We start from the raw sequence: 23,264 nt of genomic DNA on the forward strand, positions 1-23,264 counted from the left end.
TGGGCACCGGTCCGGAAAGGCTTGATAGCCATCAAGGAGCCGGCACCCCGCCAGGCAGAGCATGAGGCCATTGTCATCCGCGGAGCCTGCCATGCTGCGCCTCAGCCATTACCTGCATACTTTGTTGCATCCCGCCCCCTTGCCGCCGGCGCGCCGCCCGGCCGGCCCGGTGGTGATCTGGAACCTGCTGCGCCGTTGCAACCTTACCTGCCAGCACTGCTACGCCACCAGCGCCGACCGCGACTTTGCCGGCGAGCTGTCGCTGGACGAGCTGTACGCGGTAATGGACGACCTGAAAGCCTGTGGCGTGTCGGTGCTGATTCTCAGCGGTGGCGAACCGCTGCTGCACCCGGCCATTCACCAGCTGGGGCAGCGCGCCAAGGCGATGGGCTTCTACGTGGGCTTGTCCAGCAACGGTACGCTGGTGGACGCGGCCAACGTTGGCCGCATTGCCGAAACGGGCTACGACTACGTTGGCGTCAGCCTGGATGGCATTGGCGCCACCCACGACCACTTCCGGCGGCTGGCAGGGGCTTACGACCGCTCACTAGCGGCTATCCGCCTGCTGCGCGATGCTGGCATGAAGGTGGGTGTGCGCTACACCATGACCGAAGGCAATGCCCACGACCTGCCGGCGTTGCTGCAGCTGGTGGCCGACGAAGGCATCGACAAGTTCTACTTTTCGCACCTCAATTACGCCGGCCGTGGCAACAAGCACCGCGACGGCGACGCGCGCCACCAGCGTACCCGCTGGGCGCTGGACTTGCTGATCGACGCCGCGCTGGGCCACGTGCGCGCCGGGCGGCAAAAGGATTTCGTTACCGGCAACAACGACGCCGATGCCGTCTACCTGCTGCAGTGGGCGCGCCGGCACTATCCGCTACAAGCGGATGCATTGGCGGCCCGCCTGCAGCAATGGGGCGGTAACGCCAGCGGCGTAGGGGTGGCCAATATCGATAACCTGGGCAATGTGCACCCGGACACCATGTGGTGGAAAGTGTCGCTGGGCAATGTGCGGCAGCGGCCGTTTTCGGCCATCTGGGCCGACGCGGCCAACCCCTTGCTGGCCGGGCTGCGGCAACGGCCGCGGCCGGTGGCGGGGCGCTGCGGGGCGTGCCGGCACCTGGCCATCTGCAACGGCAATACCCGCATCCGCGCCTGGGAGCTGAGCGGCGATTTCTGGCAGGCCGACCCCGGCTGCTACCTGCACGATGCCGAAATCGGCGTGCCCGACGGCGCCTACCCGCTGCCAGCGCTGTCGCCGTGGCAACGGCCGCTCACGCTGCAACGCGAGGTGCAATCATGAGCGCCCGCCACCTTGCCGCCACGCTAGCCTGGCTGCTGGCTGCGCCACTGTGGGCAGCCAGCCCGGCCACGCCTGCCACGGGCGCCCGCGCCGCTGCGCTGTACGACCAGCATTGCCAGGCCTGCCACGGTGCCGACCGGCTGGGCGGCATGGGCCCGGCGCTGCTGCTGCAAAGCCTGGAGCGGCTGAAGCCGGGCGAGGTCCTGGCCATACTGCGCGATGGGCGGGCCGCTACCCAGATGCCGGCGTTTGCTGGCCGTATCGACGACGCCGAACTGGCGCAGCTGGCCGCCTGGCTGGCTACTGCCCCGGCCCAGCCGCCGCAGTGGACGGCCGCCGACATGGCCGCGTCCCGCGTGCAGTACGTGGCAGAAGCCAGCCTGCCCGCCAGCGCGCAGCTGCCGGCCGGGGTAGACCCGCATAACCTGTTTGTGGTGGTGGAGGCGGGCGATCACCATGTGTCGGTGGTGGACGGCGACCACTTCACGCGGCTGGCACGCTTCCAGAGCCGCTTTGCCCTGCACGGCGGGCCCAAGTTTTCGCCCGACGGCCGCTTTGTCTACTTCGCCAGCCGCGACGGCTGGGTCAGCCAGTACGACCTGTACAGCCAGCGCATGGTGGCCGAAATCCGCGTCGGCCTGAATACGCGCAACCTGGCGGTATCGGCCGACGGGCGCTGGGTGCTGGCCGGCAATACGCTGCCGGAAACGCTGGTGCTGCTGGACGCACACGGCCTGACGCCGCGCCAGACCTGGCCGGTAAGCGACCGCCACGGCCGGCTGTCACGGGTGTCGGCGGTGTACGATGCCGCGCCGCGGCAGAGCTTTATCGTGGCGCTGAAAGACAGCGCCGAATTATGGGAGATCAGCTACAACCCGCAGGCGGCGCCGGTCTACCCCGGTATGGTGCACGACTACCGCATGGGCGAGGGTGTGGCGCTGCCGGGTTTCCTGCAGCCGCGTGTCACCGCGCTGGACATGGTGCTGGACGACTTCTTTTTCGACCCGGCTTACCGCCACGTGATGGCGGCGTCGCGCGAGGGCCGCGCCGAGGTCATCCAGCTGGATACCGGCGTGAAAGTGGCCGACCTGGTGCTGGACGGCATGCCGCACCTGGGTTCGGGCATTACCTTCGAGCGCGACGGCCAGCGCCTGATGGCCACGCCCAACCTGAAAGGCGGCAAGGTAACGGTGATCGACATGTACCGTTGGCAGCTGGTGAGCCAGATTGCCACACCGGGGCCGGGTTTTTTTCTGCGCAGCCACGAAAATTCGCCCTACGCCTGGGTGGACGCCATGATGTCGCCGCGCAAGGACACGCTGGGCATCATCGACAAGCGCACCTTGCAGCTGGTGAAAACCCTGAGCGTGCGCCCCGGCAAGACCAACGCCCACGTCGAGTTCACCCGCGATGGCCGCTACGTTCTGCTGAGCATCATGGAAAGCCCGGGCGAGCTGGTGGTGCTGGACGCCGGCACCCTGGCCGAGGTGGCCAGCCTGCCGATGAACAAGCCGATCGGCAAATACAACGTTTACAACAAGATCAACCGCTCGGACGGCACCAGCCATTAGCGTAGCGGCCAAGGTGCCGTCTGTTGGCCGCCTCGGGGCTGCGGCGTGCTCCGGCTTTTCGGTCTAGGTCTTCTGGCCGATGCCGCGATGGTGGCCGCCTGCGCTAGGCTGCCGCTTTGTCTTGTGGGGGCCACATCATGAGCCAGATCGACGTCGGTGCCTTCCTGCAGCACCAGCCGCTGTTCCAGCAATTGTCGCCGGCGCAGCGCGCCGCACTGGTGCCGGGCACCCGCGAGGTGCGCGGCCAGAAGGGGCAGGTGATTTTCCAGAAGGGCGACCCTTGCGACGGCATGTACGTGGTGGTGTTCGGCAAGGTCAAGCTGGCGCTGACGGCGCAGAACGGCCAGGAAAAGGTGATGGAAATCCTGCACCCCGGGCAGAGCTTTGCCGAGGCAGTGATGTTCCTGAACCGGCCGTGCCCGGTGATGGCGCAGTTCCTGGAAGACGGCCTGCTGCTGCACGTCAGTGCCGACGTCATCATGGGTGCGTTGGCCACCGACCCCGGTTTTGCCCGCCGCATGCTGGCCGGCTTGTCGCTGCGCTTGCACAGCATGGTGCGCGACGTGGAACGCTACTCGGTGGAAAGCTCGCGCCAGCGCGTGGCCAGCTATCTGCTGCAGCAGGCGCCGGCGCAGGCCGACGGCACCGTGGTACACCTGCCGGTCAACAAGAACCTGATCGCTTCCCGCCTCAATCTCACCCCGGAAACCTTCTCGCGCATGCTGCACCAGCTGGCAGACGAAGGCCTGATCGACGTGCAGGGCCGCGACATCGTGTTGTGCGATGTGGCCGGCCTGCAGCAGGACGGCCACGCCTGAGCAGGGGCCGGCGCTAGCCGCCCCGCAGGCTGAAGTTGTCAAAGCGGGCGGCGGTGTCGGCCAGCAGCGCCGCGCCGGGCCAGCCGGGTGGCGCAGGCTGCCAGTGGGCCGTCGCCTCCGGCGGCGGCCGCAGCAGCTGCCAGTGGTAATGCCGTACGCCACGGCCGGCCAGCCACGCCGCCATGCGTTGCAAGGTGCGCGGCGTGTGCCACTGCGGGTGGATGCTGCTGCGGCATTCAAACGCCACGCCGCTGGCTTGCAGTAGCGACAGGCTGTGCTGCACGCGCTGGCCGCTGCCGGCCACGCCGGTCAGCGCCGCGTAGTGCGGCGGCAGTGTCTTGATATCCAGCCCTACCCAGTCCAGCAGCGGCAAGACGGCGGCCAACCTTGGCGGGTGGCTGCCGCCGGTGTGCAGGCCGGTGGCAAAGCCCATAGACCGTACCGCAGCCAGCAACTGCGGCAGGGCCGGCTCCTGCAGCGGTTCGCCGCCGGAAAACACCACCCCGTCCAGCAGGCCGCGCCGCTGCGAGAGCCAAGCCAGAAAGCGCGGCCAGTCGGCGCTGCCGGCTTGCCGCGTCAGCAGGTGCGGGTTGTGGCAATAGCCGCAGCGCCACGGGCAGCCGGCCAGAAACACCACCGCACACAGCCGCCCCGGCCAATCGCAGGCCGAAAACGGCTGCCAGCCGCCCAGCCGCGCGCTAGCGGCGTCCGGGTTCGTCGAAGTGGCGGCGTTCATCGAATTCGCCTTGTTTGCCGGTATTGAACGAGGCTACCGGGCGGTGGTAGCCCATCACGCGGGTCCAGATTTCGCAGCGGGTGCGTTCGCTGTCGTCCAGTTGCGGGCGGGGGGTGTCGGGGATAGGCTGGGTCATGCGATGGCTCCTTCAGGGTTGGCCGCAGCGGCGGTCTGGCGCGCCAGCAGCTCGGCGTCGCAGCGCGGGCAGAATTCGTGGCGGCCGGACAGATAGCCGTGTTGCGGGCAGATGGAAAACGTGGGGGTGATGGTGATGTAGGGCAGGCGGAAGTTTTCCAGCGCCCGCCGCACCAGCTGGCGGCAGGCGTCGGCGCTGGACACCGCCTCGGTCATGTACAGGTGCAGCACGGTGCCGCCGGTATAGCGCGATTGCAGCGCCTCCTGGTGCGCCAGCGCGGCAAACGGGTCGTCGGTGTGGCCTACCGGCAGCTGGCTGGAGTTGGTGTAGTACGGCTTGTCGGCGCTGCCGGCCTGCAATATGCCGGGGTAGCGCTTGCGGTCTTCGCGGGCAAAGCGGTAGGTGGTGCCTTCGGCCGGCGTGGCTTCCAGGTTGTACAGGTGGCCGGTGTCGTGCTGGATGGCCACGATGCGCTGGCGGATATGGTCCAGGTAGCGGCAGGCAAAGGCATGGCCGCTGTCGCTGCTGATGTCGTCTTGCCCGGCGCTGAAGTTGCGGATCATCTCGTTGATGCCGTTTACCCCCAGCGTGGAGAAGTGGTTGCGCAGGCTGCCCAGGTAATGCTTGGTGTACGGGTACAGCCCGGCGTCGATGTGCTGTTGCACCACGCGGCGGCGCGCTTCCAGCACCTGGCTGCCCAGCGCCAGCAGGCGGTCGGTGGCGGCCAGCAGCGCGGCTTCGTCGCCGGCGTGCAGGTAACCCAGCCGCGCGCAGTTGACGGTCACCACACCCACCGACCCGGTTTGCTCGGCGCTGCCGAACAGGCCGTTACCACGCTTGGCCAGCTCGCGCAGGTCCAGCTGCAGGCGGCAGCACATGCTGCGCACCATGTGCGGCTGCAGGTCGGAGTTCACGAAGTTCTGGAAGTAGGGCAGGCCGTACTTGGCGGTCATGGCAAACAGCTGCTCGGTGTTGGGGCCGTACCAGTCGAAATCGCGGGTGATGTTGTAGGTGGGGATGGGGAAGGTAAACGCGCGGCCACGGGCGTCGCCGGCCAGCATCACCTCGATGAAGGCGCGGTTGATCATGGCCATCTCGGCGGCGCAGTCGCCGTAGCGGAACGGCATGTCCTCGCCGCCGATCACCGGAATCTGCTCGCGCAGGTCGTCGGGGCAGACCCAGTCGAAGGTGAGGTTGGTGAACGGTGTTTGCGTGCCCCAGCGGCTGGGGACGTTCAGGTTGTACACCAGCTCCTGCAGGCACTGCCGCACCTGCGGGTAGCCCAGCCCGTCCTTGCGGATGAACGGTGCCAGGTAGGTGTCGAACGAGCTGAACGCCTGCGCGCCGGCCCACTCGTTCTGCAGCGTGCCCAGAAAGTTGACGATCTGGCCGCAGGCGCTGGACAGGTGGCGCGGCGGTGCCGATTCCACCTTGCCGCCCACGCCGGAAAACCCCAGCTGCAGCAGCGTGCGCAGCGACCAGCCGGCGCAGTAGCCGGACAGCATGTCCAGGTCGTGGATGTGCAGGTCGCCGTGGCGGTGGGCCTGGGCGGCGTCGGCGCTGAACACGGCGTTCAGCCAGTATTCGGCGCTGAGCTTGCCCGCCATGTTGAGGATCATGCCGCCCAGGCTGTAGCCCTGGTTGGCGTTGGCCTGTACCCGCCAGTCGGCGCGGCTCAGGTATTCCCGCACGGTGCTCACGGCGTCCACGTGGCCGGCGGCGAGGGGTGTTGAATGCATTTTGCATACCTCCTGAAGCGATGGCGAAACAATATCTAGTTGTTTTTCGTGTGTATATCTCAAGATATTGTTTTCTTGATCGCCATCAAGCCACGGTGTACCGCCCCGGGTGGCGGCCGGAAAGCCTTGATCTGGGGCAAGGCCGTGGCGGGCCGCTGCCGCGTAAGGTCGCCCGGTCTTGAACGGAGGGTTACACCATGCAGCTACCAGAGCTGGTCTGTCCGGCCGGCAACCTGCCCGCCCTGAAGGCCGCCGTCGATCACGGTGCCGACTGCGTCTACCTGGGCTTGAACAACGACACCAACGCCCGCCATTTCGCCGGGCTCAACTTTGACGCCGCCAGCGCCCGCGAAGGCCTGCGCTACGCCCGCCAGCGCGGGGTAAAGGTGCTGCTGGCCATCAATACCTTTGCCCAGGCCGGCGAAGAAGCCCGCTGGCGCGCGGCGGTGGACGAGGCGGCAGCGCTGGCGGTGGACGCGGTGATCCTGGCCGATTTCGGCCTGCTCGATTACGCCAGCCAGCGCCACCCGCAGCTGCGCCTGCATCTGTCGGTGCAAGGCTCGGCCAGCAATTACGAAGCCATCAACCTTGCGCAGCGCATGTTCGGCGTGCAGCGCGCGGTGCTGCCGCGCGTGCTCAGCCTGGAGCAGGTGGCGCAGGTGATGGCCGGTACCACGGTGGAAATCGAGGTGTTCGGCTTTGGCAGCCTGTGCGTGATGGCCGAAGGGCGTTGCCACCTGTCCAGCTACGCTACCGGCGAGTCGCCCAATACCCACGGCGTGTGCTCGCCGGCCCGCCACGTACGCTGGCTGCCGCACGCCCGCGGCACAGAGGCACGGCTGAACGGGGTGCTGATCGACGATTTTGCCCACGACGAGCCGCGTGGCTACCCCACGCTGTGCAAGGGGCGCTTTCACGTGGGCGACAGCCTGGGCTACGCGCTGGAAGAGCCCACCAGCCTTAATGTGCTGCCCTTGCTGCCAAGGCTGATCGACATGGGCGTGGCGGCCATCAAGGTAGAAGGGCGGCAACGCAGCCCGGCCTACGTGGCGCAGGTAACGCGCACGCTGCGCCAGGCGCTGGACGAGGCGCACCGGCCCGGCTGGCAGCCGCCAGCCGCGCTGATGCAGCAACTGGGCCGGGTTTCCGAAGGACAACAAGTGACACTGGGGGCGTACAGCAGACCATGGAAGTAAGCCGACATACCGCATTACCACTACAGCTGGCCATCGGCCCCGTGCTGTATTTCTGGCCGCGCGACGAGGTGATGCGCTTTTATGCCGACGTGGCCGACTGGCCGGTGGACCGCGTCTATCTGGGCGAAGTGGTGTGCTCGCGCCGCCAGCAGCTGCGGGTGGACGACTGGCTGGGCCTGGCCGCCGACCTGCAGGCCGCCGGCAAGCAGGCGGTGCTGTCCAGCCAGGGCTTGCTGGAGAGCGAGTCCGACCTCAAGCGCCTGCGCCGGCTGCTGGATGGTGCCGGCGTTCTGGTGGAAGCCAACGATACCGGCGCCGTCGGCCTGCTGCAGCAACGCGGGCTGCCGTTTGTGGCCGGCCCGCACCTCAACATTTACAACGCCGCCACGCTGGCGCTGTACCAGCGTTGGGGGGCGCAGCGCTGGGTGCCGCCACTGGAAATGCCGGCGCAGCGGGTGCAGGCCATTGCCGGCACCTTGCCGCAGCTGGATACCGAAGTGTTTGCCTGGGGGCGGATGCCGCTGGCGTTCTCGTCGCGTTGTTTTACCGCCCGCCACGCAGGGCTGAACAAGGACAGCTGCGAATTCCGTTGCCTGGCGCACCCTGATGGCATGCCGCTGCGCACCCGCGAGCAGCAGGGCTTTTTGCAGATCAACGGTACCCAGACGCAGTCGGCCGCCTGCCACAGCCTGCTGGACGAGCTGCACACCTTGCCGGCGCTGGGGGTGACGGCCATCCGCCTCAGCCCGCACAGCCAGCACTTTGGCGCGGTAGTGCAATGGGCCGCCGCCCGTCTGCGCGGCGAGCCGGCCGGCGAAGCACTGGTTGGCCTGGCGCCGGCCCCATTGGTCAACGGGTTCTGGCATGGCCAGCCCGGCATGCAACAGTACGGAGCACACCATGACTGCCATTGACCCCCGCCTGGGCAAGTTGGCCGCCCGCCTGCTGCGGGCCTGCCCCGATACCGCCGCCAGCCAGGTGCTGGCGCGGGCACTGAACCTGATGGGCTGGCGCGGCCTGATTCCGCTGGCCGACCCCATGCTGCAGCAGCGCACTTTCCTGATCGGGGTGCGCGACGCCGGGCTGGCGCTGTCATTGCGCCACGACGGCCGGGCTTTTCGCGCCTGCGCAGCGGTGGCGGCGCCGGATTTCTTCCTGCACGCCGACTTGGCCGACCACCTGGCGCTGCTGCGGCGGCAGGAAGACCCGGACACGCTGTTTTTCCAGCGCCGCATCGATATCGGTGGCGATACCGAGCTGGGCTTGTGGGTGAAAAACGTGCTGGACAGCGTGGACTGGCAAGCCCAGCTGGCCAGCTTGCTGCCACCGGGCTTGCGTCCGGCTCAGGGGCGCGGCTGATCCGCCTGGTCTGCCCACGGCTGGCTGGCGCGTTGCAGGCGATCGCGCACCGCGTCCCAGGCGCTGTCGGCCGGCGGCTGCAGCACCAGAATGCGGGCGCAGCCGCTGCGGTCGGCCTCGTGCAGCGCGTCGTACAGCTGGCTGGCGTAGCCGTCGGCATCGGCCGGCAGGCAGCGTTGCCAGCCGGCGCTGGCCAGCGGCGTGCCGTGGTGGATGACGGCGCACTGCGGCAGCACTGCGGCCAACCCTGCCAGCGCGCTGGCGCTGACGCTAAAGCACGGCGTGCGCGGTGCGTAGTGCGAGGCCAGGGCGCCGGGCACACGCGGCGCGTCCGGCGCCAGGCGGCGGGCGACCTGTAGCAGCGGCGCCAGCTGCTCGGCGCTGATGCTGCCGGGGCGCAGGATGGTGGGCTGCGCGCCGGACAGGTCGAGAATGGTGGATTCAATACCCAGCGTGCTCGGCCCGCCGTCTACCACGGCGGCGATGTGGCCCTGCATGTGCTGCTGCACGTGCGCGGCGCTGGTGGGGCTGATCTGGCCGAACGGGTTGGCCGACGGCGCCACGATGGCGCGGCCCAACCGGCCCAGGATGCCCTGCAGCGCCGGGTGCGACGACCAGCGCACGGCCACCGTGCTTTGGCCGCCGTTCACCAGCGGCGATACGCCGGGGGCGGCCTTCAGCACCAGCGTCAGCGGGCCGGGCCAGAAGCGTTCGGCCAGCGTGTACGCCAGCGGCGGAATGTCGCTCGCCCAGCGGGTGAGGTGGTCCAGCTGCGGCAAGTGCACGATCAGCGGGTGGTCGGCCGGGCGGCCCTTGGCGCTGAAAATGCCGCGCACGGCGTCGGGCTGGTCGGCCACGGCGGCCAGGCCGTACACGGTTTCGGTAGGAATGGCCACCTGCAAGCCGGCAGCCAGCAGCTGGGCTGCGGTGTCGAGGTCGGCGGCGGAATCGGTCAGGTATTGCATGGTTTGCTACTCAAGGGTTGCATAAATTGCACTGTGCCGGCGACGCCGGCTCGGTGCAGGGTTGCTGATGGTGATGGCCGCAGCAGGGGCAGGCCCACTGCCAGGCGCGTGGCCGGGTTGTTGGCGCGCCGCAGTCGGCGCACGCGGCACCCGCTAGCGGGCGAGCGGCGTGCCAGCCGGGGGCGTGGCATTGCGGGCAGTGGCTGGCTAGGCGGCTGGCCAGGGCCTCGGCGCAGCGGCCGATCAGCGCCATGCGGCCCGGGTTGCGGTGCGCGCGCAGGTCGGTTTCCAGCCGCGCCGGGCTGGCCAGGTTGGCCGCATCCAGCGCCTGCTGCAGCGTGGCGGCATCGGCGTCTTTCAGCCAGCCGGCGTCGCCCGGCAGTTGCAGCATCACGCCGGTAGCGGGGTGGCCGGCCTGCTGCAGGGCGGGTGCCAGCGCGGCGGCGTCGGCCAGCGCCCAGCGCCGGTACCACGGCGCCGGTCCGTCGGCCCAGGCTTCGATGGCGTAGCCGCGTTCGGCGTCCCAGCACACGATCAGCTCGCGCCCCCACGGCAGGCTGCCCAGCCACGGGTCGGCACCGGCGCTGCCTTCGCTGCCCAGGCCGTAGCGGCTGCCGCCCAGCTGGCAGGCCAGCTGCGCCTTGTACAGCGCGGCGTCGCGCTGGCTGCCGTGGCGCGGGATGTCGCGGCTGAAGGTGCCCAGGCTGTCGGTGTCGAAACCGTCGTACACCGTCACCTGCCAGCCGATGGCCGCCAGCGCCGGGGCGATGACAGCGGCCTTGCCGTGGCGGGTGAGCAGGGTGGCGCGTTCAGTCATGTTGCCACCCGTCGCCGTGCTTGCGCTGCAGCCGGCCATCGTGCACGGCGTACAGGTGCAGCCAGCCGCCGGCCACCAGGCGGGCCAGCTGCGGCTGCCGCGCCAGCACGCCATCGATATGCCCGGCCGGCGCGGCAATGCAGGCCGCCAGCCGTAGCGCCTGGTGCCGCCAGCGGGTGCCGTCGTGTACCGATTGCTGCGACAGGCCGATACGCAGATCGCCGCTATTGCCCTCGAACACGCCGATACGGCCGCCCACCACGTTATGCAGCACCTTGTTGCCGCTGCCGAAGCGCAGCGGGTCGGCCACCGCGGCGAAGTACTGCATGTTGATCCAGTGCGCCACCACCAGCGGCCCGGCCAGGATGCCGGCCAGCGTGTCGCCGTCGGGGTCTTGCTGCCAGTGGTATTCCTGCAGGAAGGCGCGGCCGCCCAGGTCCAGCTGCCGGGTGAGGGCGCGCGGTGCGGCGATGAAGAAGGCGTTGTTGGCCAGCCCCCATTCCGGCCGCGTTTCGGCCCAGTGGTGGCCGCGCTCGCGCAGTAGCGGCAGCGGGTCGTGCGCGGGTATGGCTTCGCCTTGCTGGCGGGCGCGTTCGCGGCGGGCGCTGCCACCGGCGGCGGCTAGCAGTGGGGCCAGCGCGCTGGCGCGTTCGGCCAGCAGCGGTGCCGGGTCGGCCAGCGGCAGCAGCTGCAGCTCGTCGCTGTGCGTCAGGTGCAGCGCCGGCAGGAACACCGTCAGCGGCGGGATGGCGTAGCCGTGTGCGGCCAACTGCTGGCGGACGTCGTCACGGTTCAGCCAGCCGGCCAGCAGCAGCACGTGCAGGTGGCCACCGTGGCCGCCGCAGGCACCGCATTGCAGGCTGGACGCGTGCGGGTTGTTGCTGCTGTGGCTGGCGTGGCCCACCAGCAGCACGGTGTCGGGCAGCGGCGTGCCCAGCCCCATCGCCGGCAGCAGGCGCAACAGTTGCTGGCAGACGGTGTCGAGGTCGGGCGCGGCGGCCAGGCGGGCGGCGTCGGCGTCGCGCGCCAGCCACGGGTCCAGCTGGCTCAGGCGGGCGGCGGCGCGGCGCGGCCAACTCTTGCGCAGCAGCTTGCCCAGCTTGGCCAGGCCGGTGCTTTCCACCAGCGTGAACGACGACAGCGGCGCGCGTTCGAAATGCTGCCAGCTGTCCAGCCGTGCCGGCGCGGCCGGCAAGGTGGCGTCCCATTGCGGCGCCAGCAAGCCGGGCAGGCGGGCCTGGCCGGCAGCATCGCCACCGTGGATGGCCAGCGGCAGGCCGAAGAAGCCGGCAAAGCCGCTGCTGCTGCAGCCGGGTAGCTGTTGCTCCAGCGCGCGGCGCATGGCCTCGGAACGCACGTCGATACAGAACACGGCGTGCACGCGGCCGGGCTTGGCCGCCGGCGCGGTGGCCGGCTGGCGGCTGGCAGTGGCCAACTGTTGCAGCAGCGGGCGATGGGTGGCGTGCTCGGCGGCGCGTTGCCAGATCAGCCCGGCCGGCAGCGTGGCCGGCGCGGCAAAGGCGCTGTCCCACTGTTGTTGCCAGCGCTGCCATACGGTGCCGGCGTGACGCTGGCCGTCGTCCAGCAGGCACTCCCACGCCAGCTGGATGGCCAGCAGCCCGTGCAGGCTGCGCTCGTCGCCGCCTTGCAGTTGCTGTTGCCAGCCCAGGTAGCGGCACCATGCGGCCCAGCCGCCGTTGCGCAGCAGCAGCGCGTGCAGCCAGTCGGCCAGCCAGGTGCTGCCCGGTTGCAGCTGTGCCAGCGCCAGCGCCACCATGCTGTCGGCGTTGGCCGGCAGCGCGCCGATGTCGCGGCGGATGCGGGTGGCCAGGGCGTTATCCGGCGTGGGCACCGGCTGCAGCGCCATGTCGTCGCGCCACGCCTGGTACAGGCAGCGCTGGCGGTCCGGCTGCCATTCGGCCTGGTGGCGGTCGAACCAGGCGGCGCAAAACTGGCTTACCTGCTGCACGATGACGCTGCGCCAGTCCTGCAGGCCGTGGTGGCCGGCGCCGTCGCCGCGCAGCGCGCTTTGCAGGGGCAGCGGGGCGGCGGCGGGCGCATCGTGCTGGCTGGCCAGCCACGCGCTGGCGCTGGCGGCGACACCGTAGTCGTCCAGTGCGGCTTGCAGGTGGGCCAGCGTGAGCTCGCCCTGTTGCAGCTGGCTGCGGTAATGCGCCAGCGGCATGTGCAGCGGGCTGGCGGCCAACTGCTGCAGCAGGCCGGCTGCGTCGGCAAAGGAACGCTGCTGCAGCCCCCAGTACGGCGAGCTGGCCAACTGGCTGTCCAGCGGCCAGGCCGGGGCGATGCGGCCCAGCGCGTCGTGGAGGGCCTCGGCCTGCACCAGTGTGGCGTGGCCTGGCGGGAAGCGGTCAGTCATGGCGTGCTCCTGCGGGGGTAAGGTAGTGGGCCAGCGCCTGGCTGCGGCGCGTCCACCATTCATCAAGATACAAACCGCCGAAGGCCAGCGCGTACAGACGGCGCGACAGCGGGTGGTGCGGTTGCCACTGCAGCCAGCCTTGCAGCAGGTACAGCGCGGCAAACGCGGCGGCCAGCAGCCATTGCAGCCACACGAAGGCGTGCGCGGCGTCGCCTTGCAGGCCGGCAAACACGGTGTGCAGCAACAGATAGAGCTGGCACAGCAGCAGCGCGGCACCGGCGCCGGCCAGGCTGCCGAATAGCGGCGCCAGCCCCAGGCCGATGATGGCGGTCAGCAGCAGCGGCGGTGCCGGTACCTCGCCCGCCAGCGTGTGCCACAGCGCAATGCTGGCCAGCAGCGCGGCCACGCCGGCGGCGCCTTGCAGCAGGTGGCGCCACGGCGCGCGCGGCTCTGCCATGGCCGGGTGCTGGATGCTGTGCCGCACCTGGTTGCCGGAGCTCAGAAAGGCGTGCGCCTTGTAGACCGAGTGCGCGGCCAGGTGCAGCAGCGCCAGCGAGTACAGGCCCAGGCCGCACTCCAGCACCATGAAGCCCATCTGCGCGCAGGTGGACCACGCCAGCCGCAGCTTGATGCTGATGCGCGTCAGCATCACCCAGCTGGCCAGCGCGGCGGTGAGCGCACCCCAGACCGTCAGCAGCATGGCTGCCGCCGGCACCGCTTGCCACAGGTCGGCCAGCTTGATCAGCACCACGCCGGACAGGTTCACCACACCGGCGTGCAGGAAGGCCGACACCGGCGTTGGCGCCTCCATCACCTGCGTCAGCCAGCCGTGGAACGGCAGCAGTGCGGTCTTGATCACCACGCCCAGCACCACCAGCAAGGCCGCCGCGCCGCGCACCAGGTTGGCCGCACCGTGTAGCGCGGTGCCGGCGTCGGCCAGCAGCAGCGAACCGGTGCTGGCCACCATCAGCAGCGCGGCCAGCAGCAGCGTGCCTTCTGCCAGCCGGCTGGCCAGCGCCTCGCGCCGCGCCGCCAGCAGCGCCTGCGGCCGGTCGGGGTAGTAGGTAAGCAGCGTGTGCAGCGCGCGGCTGGTGATCGCCCAGCCGGCCAGCAGCGTCAGCCAGTCGTGGCTGGCCACCACCAGCGTGGCGCCGGCCAGCAGCCAGCCGGCGGCGCGCAGAAAGCGCATCTGGCCGGGCTCGCCCTGCAGGTAGCGGCGGGCAAAGCGCAGCACCACCCAGGCCAGCAGCTGGATCAGCAACTGGAACAGCGGCGCGGCCACGCTATCGCCGTACAGCAGCAGGCCCAGCGCCAGCGCGCTGCCGGCCCAGCCGCAGGCGGTGGCCAGCTGCCAGCGCCGGGTGTCGGCCAGCGGTAGCAGCGCCGGCAGCAGCCACAGCACGGCCAGCAGATGATGTGAAACAAGCAGTGCAGACATGGAAAACGTCCCGAAAATCGATAGCCCGCACTGTGCACGCAAAAAAGCGTTCGGTAAAATACATTAAAACGCTGTAATTGTTCGGTTAAACAGAATGATAAATCGACTCAACTTTCATCACCTGTACTACTTCTGGTCGGTGGCCAGCGAAGGCCATCTGACGCGCGCCGCCGAGCGCCTGCATATCTCGCAGTCGGCGCTGTCGTCGCAGATCCGCCAGCTGGAAGCGCAGCTGGGCACGCCGCTGTTTCTGCGCGAGGGGCGCAAGCTGCTGCTAACCGACATGGGCGTGAAGGTGATGCGCTACGCCGAGGCCATCTTTTCGCTGGGCAACGAGCTGCTGGCCGCCACCCACGACGGCGACGGCTGGCGCGGCAGCACGCTGCGCATTGGCAGCGTGTCCACGCTGTCGCGCAACTTCCTGGAAAACTTCCTGCAGCCGGTGCTGGCCAGCCGCGAGGTAAAGCTGGTACTGGAAGCCGGTGATCTGGACAGCCTGCTGGCGCGGCTGGGCAGCTACGAGCTGGACGTGGTGCTGAGCAACCGCCCGGTGATTGCCGACGACAAGCACCCGTGGCGCTGCCGCACGCTAGACCGGCAGGCGGTGTTTCTGGTGGGCCCGCCGCGCGACGGCGACACGGCGCCGGATCTGGCGGCCACGCTGTCGCAGCAGCCGCTGATCGTGCCTAGCGCCAAGAGCGAGATCCGCGTGCGTTTCGATCTGATGTGCGAGCAGCTGGGCATCCAGCCGCGCATTCACGCCGAGGTGGACGACATGGCCATGCTGCGGCTACTGGCGCGCGATTCCGGCTCGCTGGCGGTGCTGCCGGCCATCGTGGTGAAAGACGAGCTGGACCGCGGCGTGCTGCAGCTGTACGCCGCGGTGCCGGGGGTGGAGGAAACCTTCTACGCCATTACCGTGCGCAAGCGCTTCGAGACGCGGCGCCTGCAGGCACTGTTCGACCGCTTTGCCGCAGCAGGGCAGGGCTGAGGCAGCCTGTACAAGCCACAAGGCCCCGGCCCGCACTATGCGGGCCGGGGCCTTGTAACGTGGGCTCGGTACTAGCCCTGCAGCGCGCTACGCAGCCGCGCCGGGTGGTAGCTGAGCGTCATCAGTAACAGCAGCAGTACGGTGCCGGCCAGCATCTGCCACGATAGCGCGTAGCTGGCGGTGAGATCGCGCAGCCAGCCGGCGGCAAACGGCGCCACCGCCGCCAGCAGGTAGCCCACGCCCTGCACGAAGGCGGTGAGGTCGCCGGCGGTGTGCGGGTCGTCGGCGTGCTGCAGGGTAAGGATCATGGTCAGCGGGAACAGGCCGCCAATGCCGGCGCCCAGCAGCGCCACAAACAGCAGGCTGTGCTGGCCCGGCAGCCAGGCCAGGCCGGCCAAACCCAGCAGGTTGGCCGCAAGCGTAGCCAGCAGCCACGGGCGGGCGTCGCTGTGGCGGGCAGCCAGCAACGGCAGCAGCAGGCCGGTGGCCACCTCGAACGCGGTCATGTAGCTCAGCATCAGGCCGGCTTGTTGGCTGCTGTAGCCGAGGAACACAAAGAACGGCGCCAGCCACGCCAGCGTGCACACGTACACGCCGGTGCCGATGCCGAAGTACAGCGCCAGCGACCAGGCACGGCGGCGGCCGAACATGCGGCCGATATGGCTGGGCACGGCGGCGTGCTGCTGGCAGTCGGCCGGCGCGCGCCATTGCCACAGCAGCGCGGCCAGCACCGCCGGCAGCGCCCACAGCGCCATCGCCTGGCTCCAGCCCAGCGCGCTGCCCAACCAGGGTGTGCTGGCAGCGGCCAGCGTGGCGCCGCCCATGATGGAGGTAACGTACAGGCCCATCATCAGCGACACATGGCGGCCGCCGTGCTGCTTGATCAGCGCCGGCACCAGCGCCTGCACGATGGCAATGCCCAGGCCGGCCAGTGCGGCCGACAGCATCAGGCTGGTGGTGTCCGGCAGCAGGCGCAGCAGGCAGGCGGCGCCAATCAGCAGCACGCCGCTGAGAATGCCGCCCTTGCTGCCCAGCCAGCGGCGGAACAGCGGCAGGGCAAAGGCGCACAGGCCGATCATGGCCACGGGCAGGGTGGTGAGCAGGGCGGCGCCGCCAAAGCTGAGGCCGGTGGCCGCGCGCAGCGGCTCCAGTAGCGGGCCGGTGGCGGCCAGGATGGGGCGCAGGTTCAACCCGCATAGCAGGATGAGCAGGGTAAGCAGGCGTGTCTGGGATGGCATGGGTGTTCCTCCATCGGCAGCACGCGCCGTCAGGCCGCGCGCAGCCTGACGGTATCTATCAAGCAAAAGCGGGTTAGCGGTTTTCCAGCGCGGTCAGCCAGCGTTGCAGCAGGGCGGCCAGCGCTTGCCGTTCGTCGGCGGGCAGGTGCGCCAGCAGGTCGAGCTGGGCGTCGGTATGCGGGGTCAGCGCGGCGTCTACCTTGGCGAGGCCCGCCGGCGACAGGCGGATCATCACGCCGCGGCGGTCGGCGTCGTCCGGCAGGCGCTCCACCAGGCCGGCGTTTTCCAGCTTGTCGATGCGCTTGCTGATGCCGCCGCTGGTCAGCAACAGCGATTGCGACAGCTGGGTGGGGCTCAGCGTGTACGGCGCGCCCTGGCGGCGCAGCGTCACCAGTACGTCAAACTCGCCGTACTTCAGCTGGTGTTGCGCCAGCACGCTGTCGCGTACCTGCTCGAAATAGCCCATCAGGCGCGCAATGCGCCCCAGCACCGCCAATGGGGTGGTGTCGAGCGAGGGTTGGGTCACTTGCCATTCGGCAATGATGCGGTCGATCTGGTCCATGGCGCGTAGTGTAGGCAAAACTTCCGCAGAAGTCACTTCCGGGGAAGTTATTTTTCGTCGCGCCGCGCTGCCGTTCGTCGCCGGCAAGCCCCGTTCATCCGGCGCGGCAACCGTTCGTCGCAGGCGGCTACTGCTGGCCAGGCAAAGGGCTACGCTGGCAGCATTCCTGTCACCGGAGCGCATCATGTCAGCCATCGAAGTTGTCGACCTCAGCCGCCATTACCGGCTGGGTAGCGTGGAAGTCCCCGCGCTGCGCGGCGTCAGCCTGCGTATTGCGGCCAACGCCTTTACCGTCCTCAGCGGCCCGTCGGGCAGCGGCAAGTCCACCTTGCTCAATCTGTTGGGCGGGCTGGACCGCCCCGACAGCGGCCACGTCGTTGTGGCCGGCCAGCGCCTGGATACGCTGGACGACAACCGCCTCAGCGATTTTCGCGCCCGCCACATCGGCTTTGTGTTCCAGCATTTCAACTTGCTGCCGGTGCTGACCGCGCGCGAAAACGTGGAATACCCGCTGCTGCTGGCCGGTGTGGCCGCCAGCGAGCGCCGCCGCCTTGCCGCCGAGCTGCTGGACGCGGTAGGCCTGGCCGAGCGTGCGGCCAACCTGCCGGGCCAGCTGTCCGGCGGCCAGCGCCAGCGGGTGGCCATTGCCCGCGCGCTGGCCTTGCGCCCGGCGCTGGTGCTAGCCGACGAGCCCACGGCAAACCTGGACAGCCACACCGGCGCCGCCATCATCGCGCTGATGCGCGACATGCAGCGCCAGTACCAGACCTGCTTTGTGTTCTCGTCGCACGACGCCCAACTGCTGGCAGCCGCCGACCACGCCGTGCTGCTGCGCGACGGCCAGCTGCAGGCGCCTGCCGCCGTGAAGGAGGCCGCATGAACACGCTACAGTTGGCCGCACGCAACCTGGTGCGCAACCGCCGCCGCACGCTCACCACCTTGCTGGCGATGATCGTCGGCGTGGTGGCGGTGCTGATCTTTGGCGGCTACGACCGCAACATCCGCCTGGGCCTGGAAACCGACTTCGTCCGCGCTAGCGGGCATTTGCAGATCCAGCATCGCGATTACTTCCTGTTCGGCAGTGGCAACCCGGCTGCCTACGGCATTCGTGACTACACCCGGTTGATGCACACCCTGCAGGCCGACCCGCAACTGGCGCCGCTGCTGCAAGTGGTAACGCCGGTGCTGGACCTGGGCGGCATTGCCGGCAACTTTGCCGCCGGCGTGTCGCGCACCGTGTACGGCCGAGGCGTGGACGTGGCCGGGCAAAACCGGCTGAAACAATGGAACGATTACCGCATGGTGGGCCTGCCGCAACGCAGCGTGGCGCTGACCGGCACCGCCCCCAACGCCGCAGTGGTGGGCACCGGTGTGGCACGCGTGCTGCAGCTGTGCGGCCCCTTGCAGGTGCAGGACTGCCCGCAGCCGCTGCCGGTGCCGCAGCAGGGCAAGGCCATGCCGGCCGACCTGGCGGCCTTGCCGGTTGCCGCGCCGGCGGCCAACCTTGGCCGCGTGCAGATCGAGCTGCTGGCGGCGCGTGCCAGTGGTGCGCCCAATGTGGCCAGCCTGCAGGTGGTGAAAGCCGAACAGCAGGGCGTGAAGGCGCTGGACGACATCAGCGTGCAGCTGCACCTGACGCAGGCGCAGCAACTGGTGTACGGCCAGGGCGCGCCGCAGGTCAGCGCCATCGTGCTGCAGCTGCGGCACAGCAGCGACATGCCGGCGGTGCGGGCCCGCCTGGCACAGCTGCTGCAAGGCGGCAGCCAGCCGCTGGTGGTGCAGGACTTTGCCACCCTTAACCCGCAGTACGGCCAGATCACCGGTATGTTTGCCGCCATTCTCGGTTTTGTGGCGGTGCTGATCGGCGCCATCGTGCTGTTTACCGTGGGCAACACTATGAGCATGGCGGTGGTGGAACGCACGGTGGAAATCGGCACCCTGCGCGCGCTGGGCCTGCGTCAGGCCGGCATCCGCCGCCTGTTTGTCAGCGAAGGCTTGTTGCTGGGGGTGAGCGGCGCGCTGCTGGGCAGCCTGCTGGCGCTGGGCCTGGCCTGGCTGATCAACCACAGCGGCCTTACCTGGCTGCCGCCGGGCAATAGCGAGCGCATTCCGCTGCTGGTACGCGTGGCCGGCGAATACGGCATGCTGCTGGCCACTGCCGTCGGCCTGATCGTGTTGTCGGTGCTGTCGGCCTGGTGGCCGGCCCGCCGCGCCGCCCGTCTGGATATCGTGGAGGCCCTGCGTCATGCGTAAGCTCCTGTTTACCCTGTGGTTGGCCGCAGGGCTTGCCCAGGCCGCGCCGGACGCGCAGCAACTGCTGGCCGCCAGCGACGCCATCCGCAACCCCGGGCAGTCGTTTTCGCTGGACAACACGCTGATCGAGTACCGCAACGGCCGCGAACAAGGCCAGACCCAGCTGCAGATCTACGCCCGCCCGGCTAGCGACAGCGGCCAGTACCGCAACCTGATCCGCTTTCTGGCGCCGTTGCGCGACGCCGGTAAGCTGATGCTGAAAAACGGCAACGAACTATGGTTTTACGACCCGGCCAGCAAGGCCAGCGTGCGCATCTCGCCGCAGCAGCGCCTGCTGGGGCAGGCTGCCAATGGCGACGTGATGACGGTCAACCTGGCACGCGACTACCGCGCCCGGCTGGACGGCGAGGAGGCGATCCAGGACGGCGAGCGCCAGACCCGTGCCAGCTACCGGCTGGCGCTGCAGGCCAGCCACGACGACGTGACCTACCCGCGCATCACGCTGTGGGTGGACGCGGCCAACAGCCGGCCGATCAAGGGCCAGTTCTACAGTGATAGCGGCCGCCTGCTGAAAACCGCCTTCTACCGCCGCTACCAGCTGCAGCTGGGCGTGCAGCGGCCATCGGAGACGGTAATCATCGATGGCCTCGACCCCGGCTGGATTACCGTGATGCGCATCGGCAACCTGGTGGCACGCGACATCCCGGAAACCTGGCTGCAGCGCGACTACCTGCCGCGCTTCCGTGCGGAGTAGACCATGCCGCGCTTGCACCTTTGCCTGCTGTTGGCCGCCATGCCGCTGCCGGCGCTGGCCGATACCAGCGCCGAATTGGACGCGCTGACGCTGGCCGACGCCGCCGTCAGCCAGCCGCAAAGCGATAGCCCGCTGCACGGCCAGTTGCAGCTGTCGCGCTGGCAGGGCAGCCAGTGGCAGGGCTTTGCCAGCGTGCGGCTGGACAGCGTGCTGCAGCCCGGCTGGCGCGCGGTGCTGGCCGACCGGGTCGATTTCCGGCCGCAGGCCGGCGGGCCGGCGCAGGTGAACTCGCTGCAGGAGGCCTACCTCAGCTGGCAGCCGTCGCCCGCGCAGGCGCTGGATGTGGGCCGCATCAACCCGCGTGGCGGCGTGGCGCTGGGCTTCAACCCGCTGGATGTGTGGCGCGATAGCGGCCTGCGTGCCGCCGTCAGCGCCGACCCGGCCAGCGCCCGCGACAACCGGCTGGGGGTGGTGATGCTGCGCGCCCAGCAGCTGTACGACGGTGGCAGTGTCGGCGTGTTGCTGGCGCCGGCGCTGGTCAGCGCGGCCAACCCGGCACCGTGGTCGCCGGACTGGGGTAGCAGCAACCGCCGCGAGCGCTGGCAGCTGCAAGCCAGCATGGCCGGCAGCGGCAGCCTGCGCACGCAATGGCTGCTGGCCGGCGGCGCCGGCGAGGCATTGCAGCCCGGCGTGGCGGCCAGCCTGCTGCTGGGCGACGCCACCACCGTGTACGGCGAGGCCAGCGCCAGCCGGCGGCACGATCTGGCCGCTGGCGGCCCGCGCCGCTGGCGGGCGCTGGGCGTGCTGGGGCTGGGCTACACTGCCGCCACGCGGCTGACGCTGCACGCCGAGTGGCACTACAACGGTCAGGCGCTGGCCACAGCCGATTGGGCGGCGTTGCAGGGGCAGGCCTACGGCCGTTACCGCCAGGCGGCGCAGCAGGCGGCGCTGGCACCCACGCGGCAGCAGTGGTTCCTGCACGCCGAGTGGCAGGATTTTGTGCGCCCGGGGCTGGTCGCCACCGCCATGCTGCGGCATGATCGCGTTGATGACAGCCGGTTTTTTAGCACCGGCTTGCGCTGGCAGGGCGACCGGCTGGCGCTGGGCGTCAACGCCGAGCGCGGCCTGGGCCGGCTGGGTAGCCACTACGGCGGCCAGGCCTTGCGCTGGCAGCTTTTCAGCAACTTCTACTATTGAGAACCGGGCGATGAGCCGACCCCATGTGCGCGTGGATTTGCGCCGCGAGCTGCCTTTCCTGCTGCTGGTCAACGGCGTCATCGCCACGCTGGTGACCTTGCTGGCGGAAGGCGAGCATTTCGGCTTCAACCTGCTGGTGTCCAACTGCATCGGCTTTCTGATGTGGGGCAGCACTTCGCTGCTGTGCTACGCGCTGAAGGTGGAGCGGGTGGCCTTCTGGCACGTGCTGGCCTGCATGCCGCTGGCGGTGGTGCTGGGTTTTACGCTGGCCAGCAGCCTGTGGCCAGGCGTGGTGCCAGAGCGCATCGCCGGCACCGCCGACCTGGCGCTGCAGCTGCGCAAGTTCGCGATGATGGCGCTGGTCACTATCTCGGCCGCCAGCCTGTTTTATTACCGCTACAACCACCAGCGCAACCTGACGTTGCTGGCCGACGCCGGCCGCCGCCAGGCCGAGCTGCAGCAGGCCGAAACCGCCGCCCGGCTGGCGCTGCTGCAAGCGCAGATCGAGCCGCATTTTCTGTTCAACACGCTGGCCACGCTGCGCAGCCTGATCGGCAGCGACCCGGCGCGGGCAACGCAGGCGCTGGACCTGCTTAACGACTACCTGCGCGCCAGCCTTAGCCGCACCCGCCGCCGCGAGGTGACGCTGGCCGACGAGCTGGCGCTGGTCACGCCGTTGCTGGCGCTGGCACAGCTGCGTATGGGCGTGGCACGCTTGCAGTACCGCATCGACGTGGCCGAGTGCTGGCTGGGGCTGCCGATGCCGCCGCTGCTGCTGCAGCCGCTGGTGGAAAACGCGCTGCAGCACGGGCTGGAGCCAGCGGTGGCCGGCGGCAGCCTGCTGATCGAAGCCATCGCGCAACCCGGCCGCCTGTGCCTGCGCGTCAGCGACAGCGGGCTGGGGCTGGCGGATGGCCACGGCAGCAGCGGGGTAGGGCTGGCCAACGTGCGCCAGCGCCTGCACGCGCTGTACGGCGAGCGCGCCGCCTTGTCATTGTATGCACGGCAGCCGCACGGTGTGGTGGCCGAGCTGAGCCTGCCGCTGGAGGAACCCCACGCATGACCCGCATCCTGATCGCCGACGACGAAGCACTGCAGGCCGCCAGCCTGGCGCAACGCTTGCAGGCACTGTGGCCCGACAGCAGTGTGCTGCCCTTGGTACACAACGGTATCGACGCGGTAGCGGCGCTGGCGCGCGAGCAGCCGGACATTGCCTTCCTGGATATCCGCATGCCGGGGCTGACCGGGCTGCAGGTGGCCGCAGCGGCGGCGCGCTGCCGCGTGGTGTTCGTCACCGCCTACGACGAGTATGCGCTGGCAGCGTTTGACGCCAGTGCCGTCGACTACCTGCTGAAGCCGGTTAGCGATGCGCGGCTGGCGCAGTGCGTCAGCCGGCTGCAGCGCGACACCCGCCCGGCGCCCGACCTGGCCGCCGTGCTGGCGCAGTTGGCCGCGCCGGCCGCCCGCGCGTGGCTGCAATGGCTGCACGCGGGGCTGGGCGACACCACGCGGCTGATTGCGGTGGACGAGGTGCTGTACTTTCAAGCCAGCGACAAGTACACCGAGATCGTCACCGCGCACGAACGCCACCTGATCCGGCTGCCGCTGAAAGAGCTGCTGGCGCAACTGGACCCGCAGCGCTTTGCGCAGATTCACCGCAGTTACATCGTCAGCCTGCCGCAGGTTGGCCGCATCGAACGCGACCTGCTGGGCCGGCAACAGGTGATCCTGAAAGACGGCCGCAGCCTGCCGTTATCGCGCAGCCACGCGGCGCAGTTTCGCCAGATGTAGCCTGTCAGCCTTGCCCCACA

General features: G+C 69.5%; 22 protein-coding genes. 13 read left to right on the forward strand and 9 right to left on the reverse strand.

Annotation, left to right across the window (positions count from 1 at the left end):
* Window positions 1-91 precede the first annotated feature (91 nt).
* The 3 genes from nirJ (at window position 92) to FLQ03_RS17630 (ending at window position 3,695) form a co-directional block, all read left to right on the forward strand.
* Window positions 92-1,306 (forward strand): heme d1 biosynthesis radical SAM protein NirJ, encoded by a 1,215-nt coding sequence (gene nirJ / locus FLQ03_RS17620; protein WP_144371511.1) that lies wholly within the window; start codon window positions 92-94, stop codon window positions 1,304-1,306.
* Complete coding sequence (locus FLQ03_RS17625) at window positions 1,303-2,877, forward strand: nitrite reductase (RefSeq protein WP_144371512.1); 1,575 nt, start codon at window positions 1,303-1,305, stop codon at window positions 2,875-2,877. The genes nirJ and FLQ03_RS17625 overlap by 4 nt, the downstream gene beginning before the upstream one ends.
* Window positions 2,878-3,014: 137 nt before the next feature.
* Window positions 3,015-3,695, forward strand: a complete 681-nt coding sequence (locus tag FLQ03_RS17630) for a Crp/Fnr family transcriptional regulator (RefSeq protein WP_144371513.1) — start codon at window positions 3,015-3,017, stop codon at window positions 3,693-3,695.
* A 13-nt stretch (window positions 3,696-3,708) separates the two neighbouring features.
* Here FLQ03_RS17630 and FLQ03_RS17635 read toward each other — a convergent pair whose 3' ends face one another.
* The 3 genes from FLQ03_RS17635 to FLQ03_RS17645 are packed head-to-tail and all read right to left on the reverse strand — an operon-like array spanning window position 3,709 to window position 6,306.
* Window positions 3,709-4,431 (reverse strand): anaerobic ribonucleoside-triphosphate reductase activating protein, encoded by a 723-nt coding sequence (locus FLQ03_RS17635; RefSeq protein ID WP_144371514.1) that lies wholly within the window; start codon window positions 4,429-4,431, stop codon window positions 3,709-3,711.
* Entirely contained in the window at window positions 4,394-4,567 is a 174-nt protein-coding gene (gene nrdD / locus FLQ03_RS19620) for an anaerobic ribonucleoside-triphosphate reductase (protein ID WP_144371515.1), read from the reverse strand. The genes FLQ03_RS17635 and nrdD overlap by 38 nt, the downstream gene beginning before the upstream one ends.
* Window positions 4,564-6,306, reverse strand: a complete 1,743-nt coding sequence (locus FLQ03_RS17645) for a ribonucleoside triphosphate reductase (protein WP_144371516.1) — start codon at window positions 6,304-6,306, stop codon at window positions 4,564-4,566. The genes nrdD and FLQ03_RS17645 overlap by 4 nt, the downstream gene beginning before the upstream one ends.
* 197 nt (window positions 6,307-6,503) lie before the next feature.
* Here FLQ03_RS17645 and ubiU point away from each other — a divergent pair, with 197 nt between their 5' ends.
* Genes ubiU through ubiT form a run of 3 tightly spaced genes read left to right on the forward strand, consistent with a single transcriptional unit; the run spans window position 6,504 to window position 8,861 of the window.
* Complete coding sequence (gene ubiU / locus FLQ03_RS17650) at window positions 6,504-7,502, forward strand: ubiquinone anaerobic biosynthesis protein UbiU (protein ID WP_144371517.1); 999 nt, start codon at window positions 6,504-6,506, stop codon at window positions 7,500-7,502.
* Complete coding sequence (gene ubiV / locus FLQ03_RS17655; RefSeq protein WP_144371518.1) at window positions 7,493-8,416, forward strand: ubiquinone anaerobic biosynthesis protein UbiV; 924 nt, start codon at window positions 7,493-7,495, stop codon at window positions 8,414-8,416. Before ubiU ends, ubiV begins: the two co-directional genes overlap by 10 nt.
* Window positions 8,403-8,861: a ubiquinone anaerobic biosynthesis accessory factor UbiT gene (gene ubiT, locus FLQ03_RS17660; RefSeq protein WP_206211031.1), complete on the forward strand. Its 459-nt coding sequence runs from the start codon at window positions 8,403-8,405 to the stop codon at window positions 8,859-8,861. The genes ubiV and ubiT overlap by 14 nt, the downstream gene beginning before the upstream one ends.
* Here ubiT and FLQ03_RS17665 read toward each other — a convergent pair.
* From FLQ03_RS17665 to FLQ03_RS17680, 4 genes are read right to left on the reverse strand one after another with little or no spacing between them, the layout of a single operon-like run.
* Window positions 8,846-9,826 (reverse strand): L-threonylcarbamoyladenylate synthase, encoded by a 981-nt coding sequence (locus FLQ03_RS17665; RefSeq protein WP_144371520.1) that lies wholly within the window; start codon window positions 9,824-9,826, stop codon window positions 8,846-8,848. The genes ubiT and FLQ03_RS17665 overlap by 16 nt on opposite strands.
* Before the next feature lie 10 nt (window positions 9,827-9,836).
* Entirely contained in the window at window positions 9,837-10,643 is an 807-nt protein-coding gene (locus tag FLQ03_RS17670) for a DUF6671 family protein (RefSeq protein WP_144371521.1), read from the reverse strand.
* Window positions 10,636-13,020, reverse strand: a complete 2,385-nt coding sequence (locus FLQ03_RS17675) for a putative inorganic carbon transporter subunit DabA (RefSeq protein ID WP_144371522.1) — start codon at window positions 13,018-13,020, stop codon at window positions 10,636-10,638. The genes FLQ03_RS17670 and FLQ03_RS17675 overlap by 8 nt, the downstream gene beginning before the upstream one ends.
* A complete protein-coding gene (locus FLQ03_RS17680) occupies window positions 13,013-14,458 on the reverse strand; it encodes an NADH-quinone oxidoreductase subunit L (protein ID WP_144371523.1) in 1,446 nt (481 codons plus the stop codon). The genes FLQ03_RS17675 and FLQ03_RS17680 overlap by 8 nt, the downstream gene beginning before the upstream one ends.
* 94 nt (window positions 14,459-14,552) lie before the next feature.
* Between FLQ03_RS17680 and FLQ03_RS17685 the strand changes: the two genes are divergently transcribed.
* A complete protein-coding gene (locus tag FLQ03_RS17685) occupies window positions 14,553-15,449 on the forward strand; it encodes a LysR family transcriptional regulator (protein WP_144371524.1) in 897 nt (298 codons plus the stop codon).
* A gap of 71 nt (window positions 15,450-15,520) precedes the next feature.
* Here the strand turns inward: FLQ03_RS17685 and FLQ03_RS17690 are convergent, their stop codons facing one another.
* Together FLQ03_RS17690 and FLQ03_RS17695 are read right to left on the reverse strand one after the other, a co-directional pair.
* A complete protein-coding gene (locus FLQ03_RS17690) occupies window positions 15,521-16,687 on the reverse strand; it encodes a cyanate transporter (protein ID WP_144371525.1) in 1,167 nt (388 codons plus the stop codon).
* Window positions 16,688-16,760: 73 nt separating this feature from the next.
* Window positions 16,761-17,249, reverse strand: a complete 489-nt coding sequence (locus FLQ03_RS17695) for a MarR family winged helix-turn-helix transcriptional regulator (RefSeq protein WP_144371526.1) — start codon at window positions 17,247-17,249, stop codon at window positions 16,761-16,763.
* 184 nt (window positions 17,250-17,433) lie between these two features.
* Here FLQ03_RS17695 and FLQ03_RS17700 point away from each other — a divergent pair, with 184 nt between their 5' ends.
* The 6 genes from FLQ03_RS17700 to FLQ03_RS17725 are packed head-to-tail and all read left to right on the forward strand — an operon-like array spanning window position 17,434 to window position 23,244.
* On the forward strand, window positions 17,434-18,129 hold the full coding sequence (locus tag FLQ03_RS17700; protein WP_144371527.1) for an ABC transporter ATP-binding protein: 696 nt from the start codon (window positions 17,434-17,436) through the stop codon (window positions 18,127-18,129).
* On the forward strand, window positions 18,126-19,502 hold the full coding sequence (locus FLQ03_RS17705) for an ABC transporter permease (protein ID WP_144371528.1): 1,377 nt from the start codon (window positions 18,126-18,128) through the stop codon (window positions 19,500-19,502). Before FLQ03_RS17700 ends, FLQ03_RS17705 begins: the two co-directional genes overlap by 4 nt.
* A complete protein-coding gene (locus FLQ03_RS17710) occupies window positions 19,495-20,256 on the forward strand; it encodes an outer membrane lipoprotein-sorting protein (RefSeq protein WP_144371529.1) in 762 nt (253 codons plus the stop codon). Before FLQ03_RS17705 ends, FLQ03_RS17710 begins: the two co-directional genes overlap by 8 nt.
* Before the next feature lie 3 nt (window positions 20,257-20,259).
* The gene (locus FLQ03_RS17715) at window positions 20,260-21,453 is read left to right on the forward strand and encodes a hypothetical protein (RefSeq protein ID WP_144371530.1); all 1,194 of its coding nucleotides are present in this window, start codon (window positions 20,260-20,262) and stop codon (window positions 21,451-21,453) included.
* A 10-nt stretch (window positions 21,454-21,463) separates the two neighbouring features.
* On the forward strand, window positions 21,464-22,516 hold the full coding sequence (locus FLQ03_RS17720) for a sensor histidine kinase (protein ID WP_144371531.1): 1,053 nt from the start codon (window positions 21,464-21,466) through the stop codon (window positions 22,514-22,516).
* On the forward strand, window positions 22,513-23,244 hold the full coding sequence (locus tag FLQ03_RS17725; RefSeq protein WP_144371532.1) for a LytR/AlgR family response regulator transcription factor: 732 nt from the start codon (window positions 22,513-22,515) through the stop codon (window positions 23,242-23,244). Before FLQ03_RS17720 ends, FLQ03_RS17725 begins: the two co-directional genes overlap by 4 nt.
* Window positions 23,245-23,264 lie beyond the last annotated feature (20 nt).

The organism is Vogesella urethralis, from assembly GCF_007644045.2.
Classification (GTDB): domain Bacteria; phylum Pseudomonadota; class Gammaproteobacteria; order Burkholderiales; family Chromobacteriaceae; genus Vogesella; species Vogesella urethralis.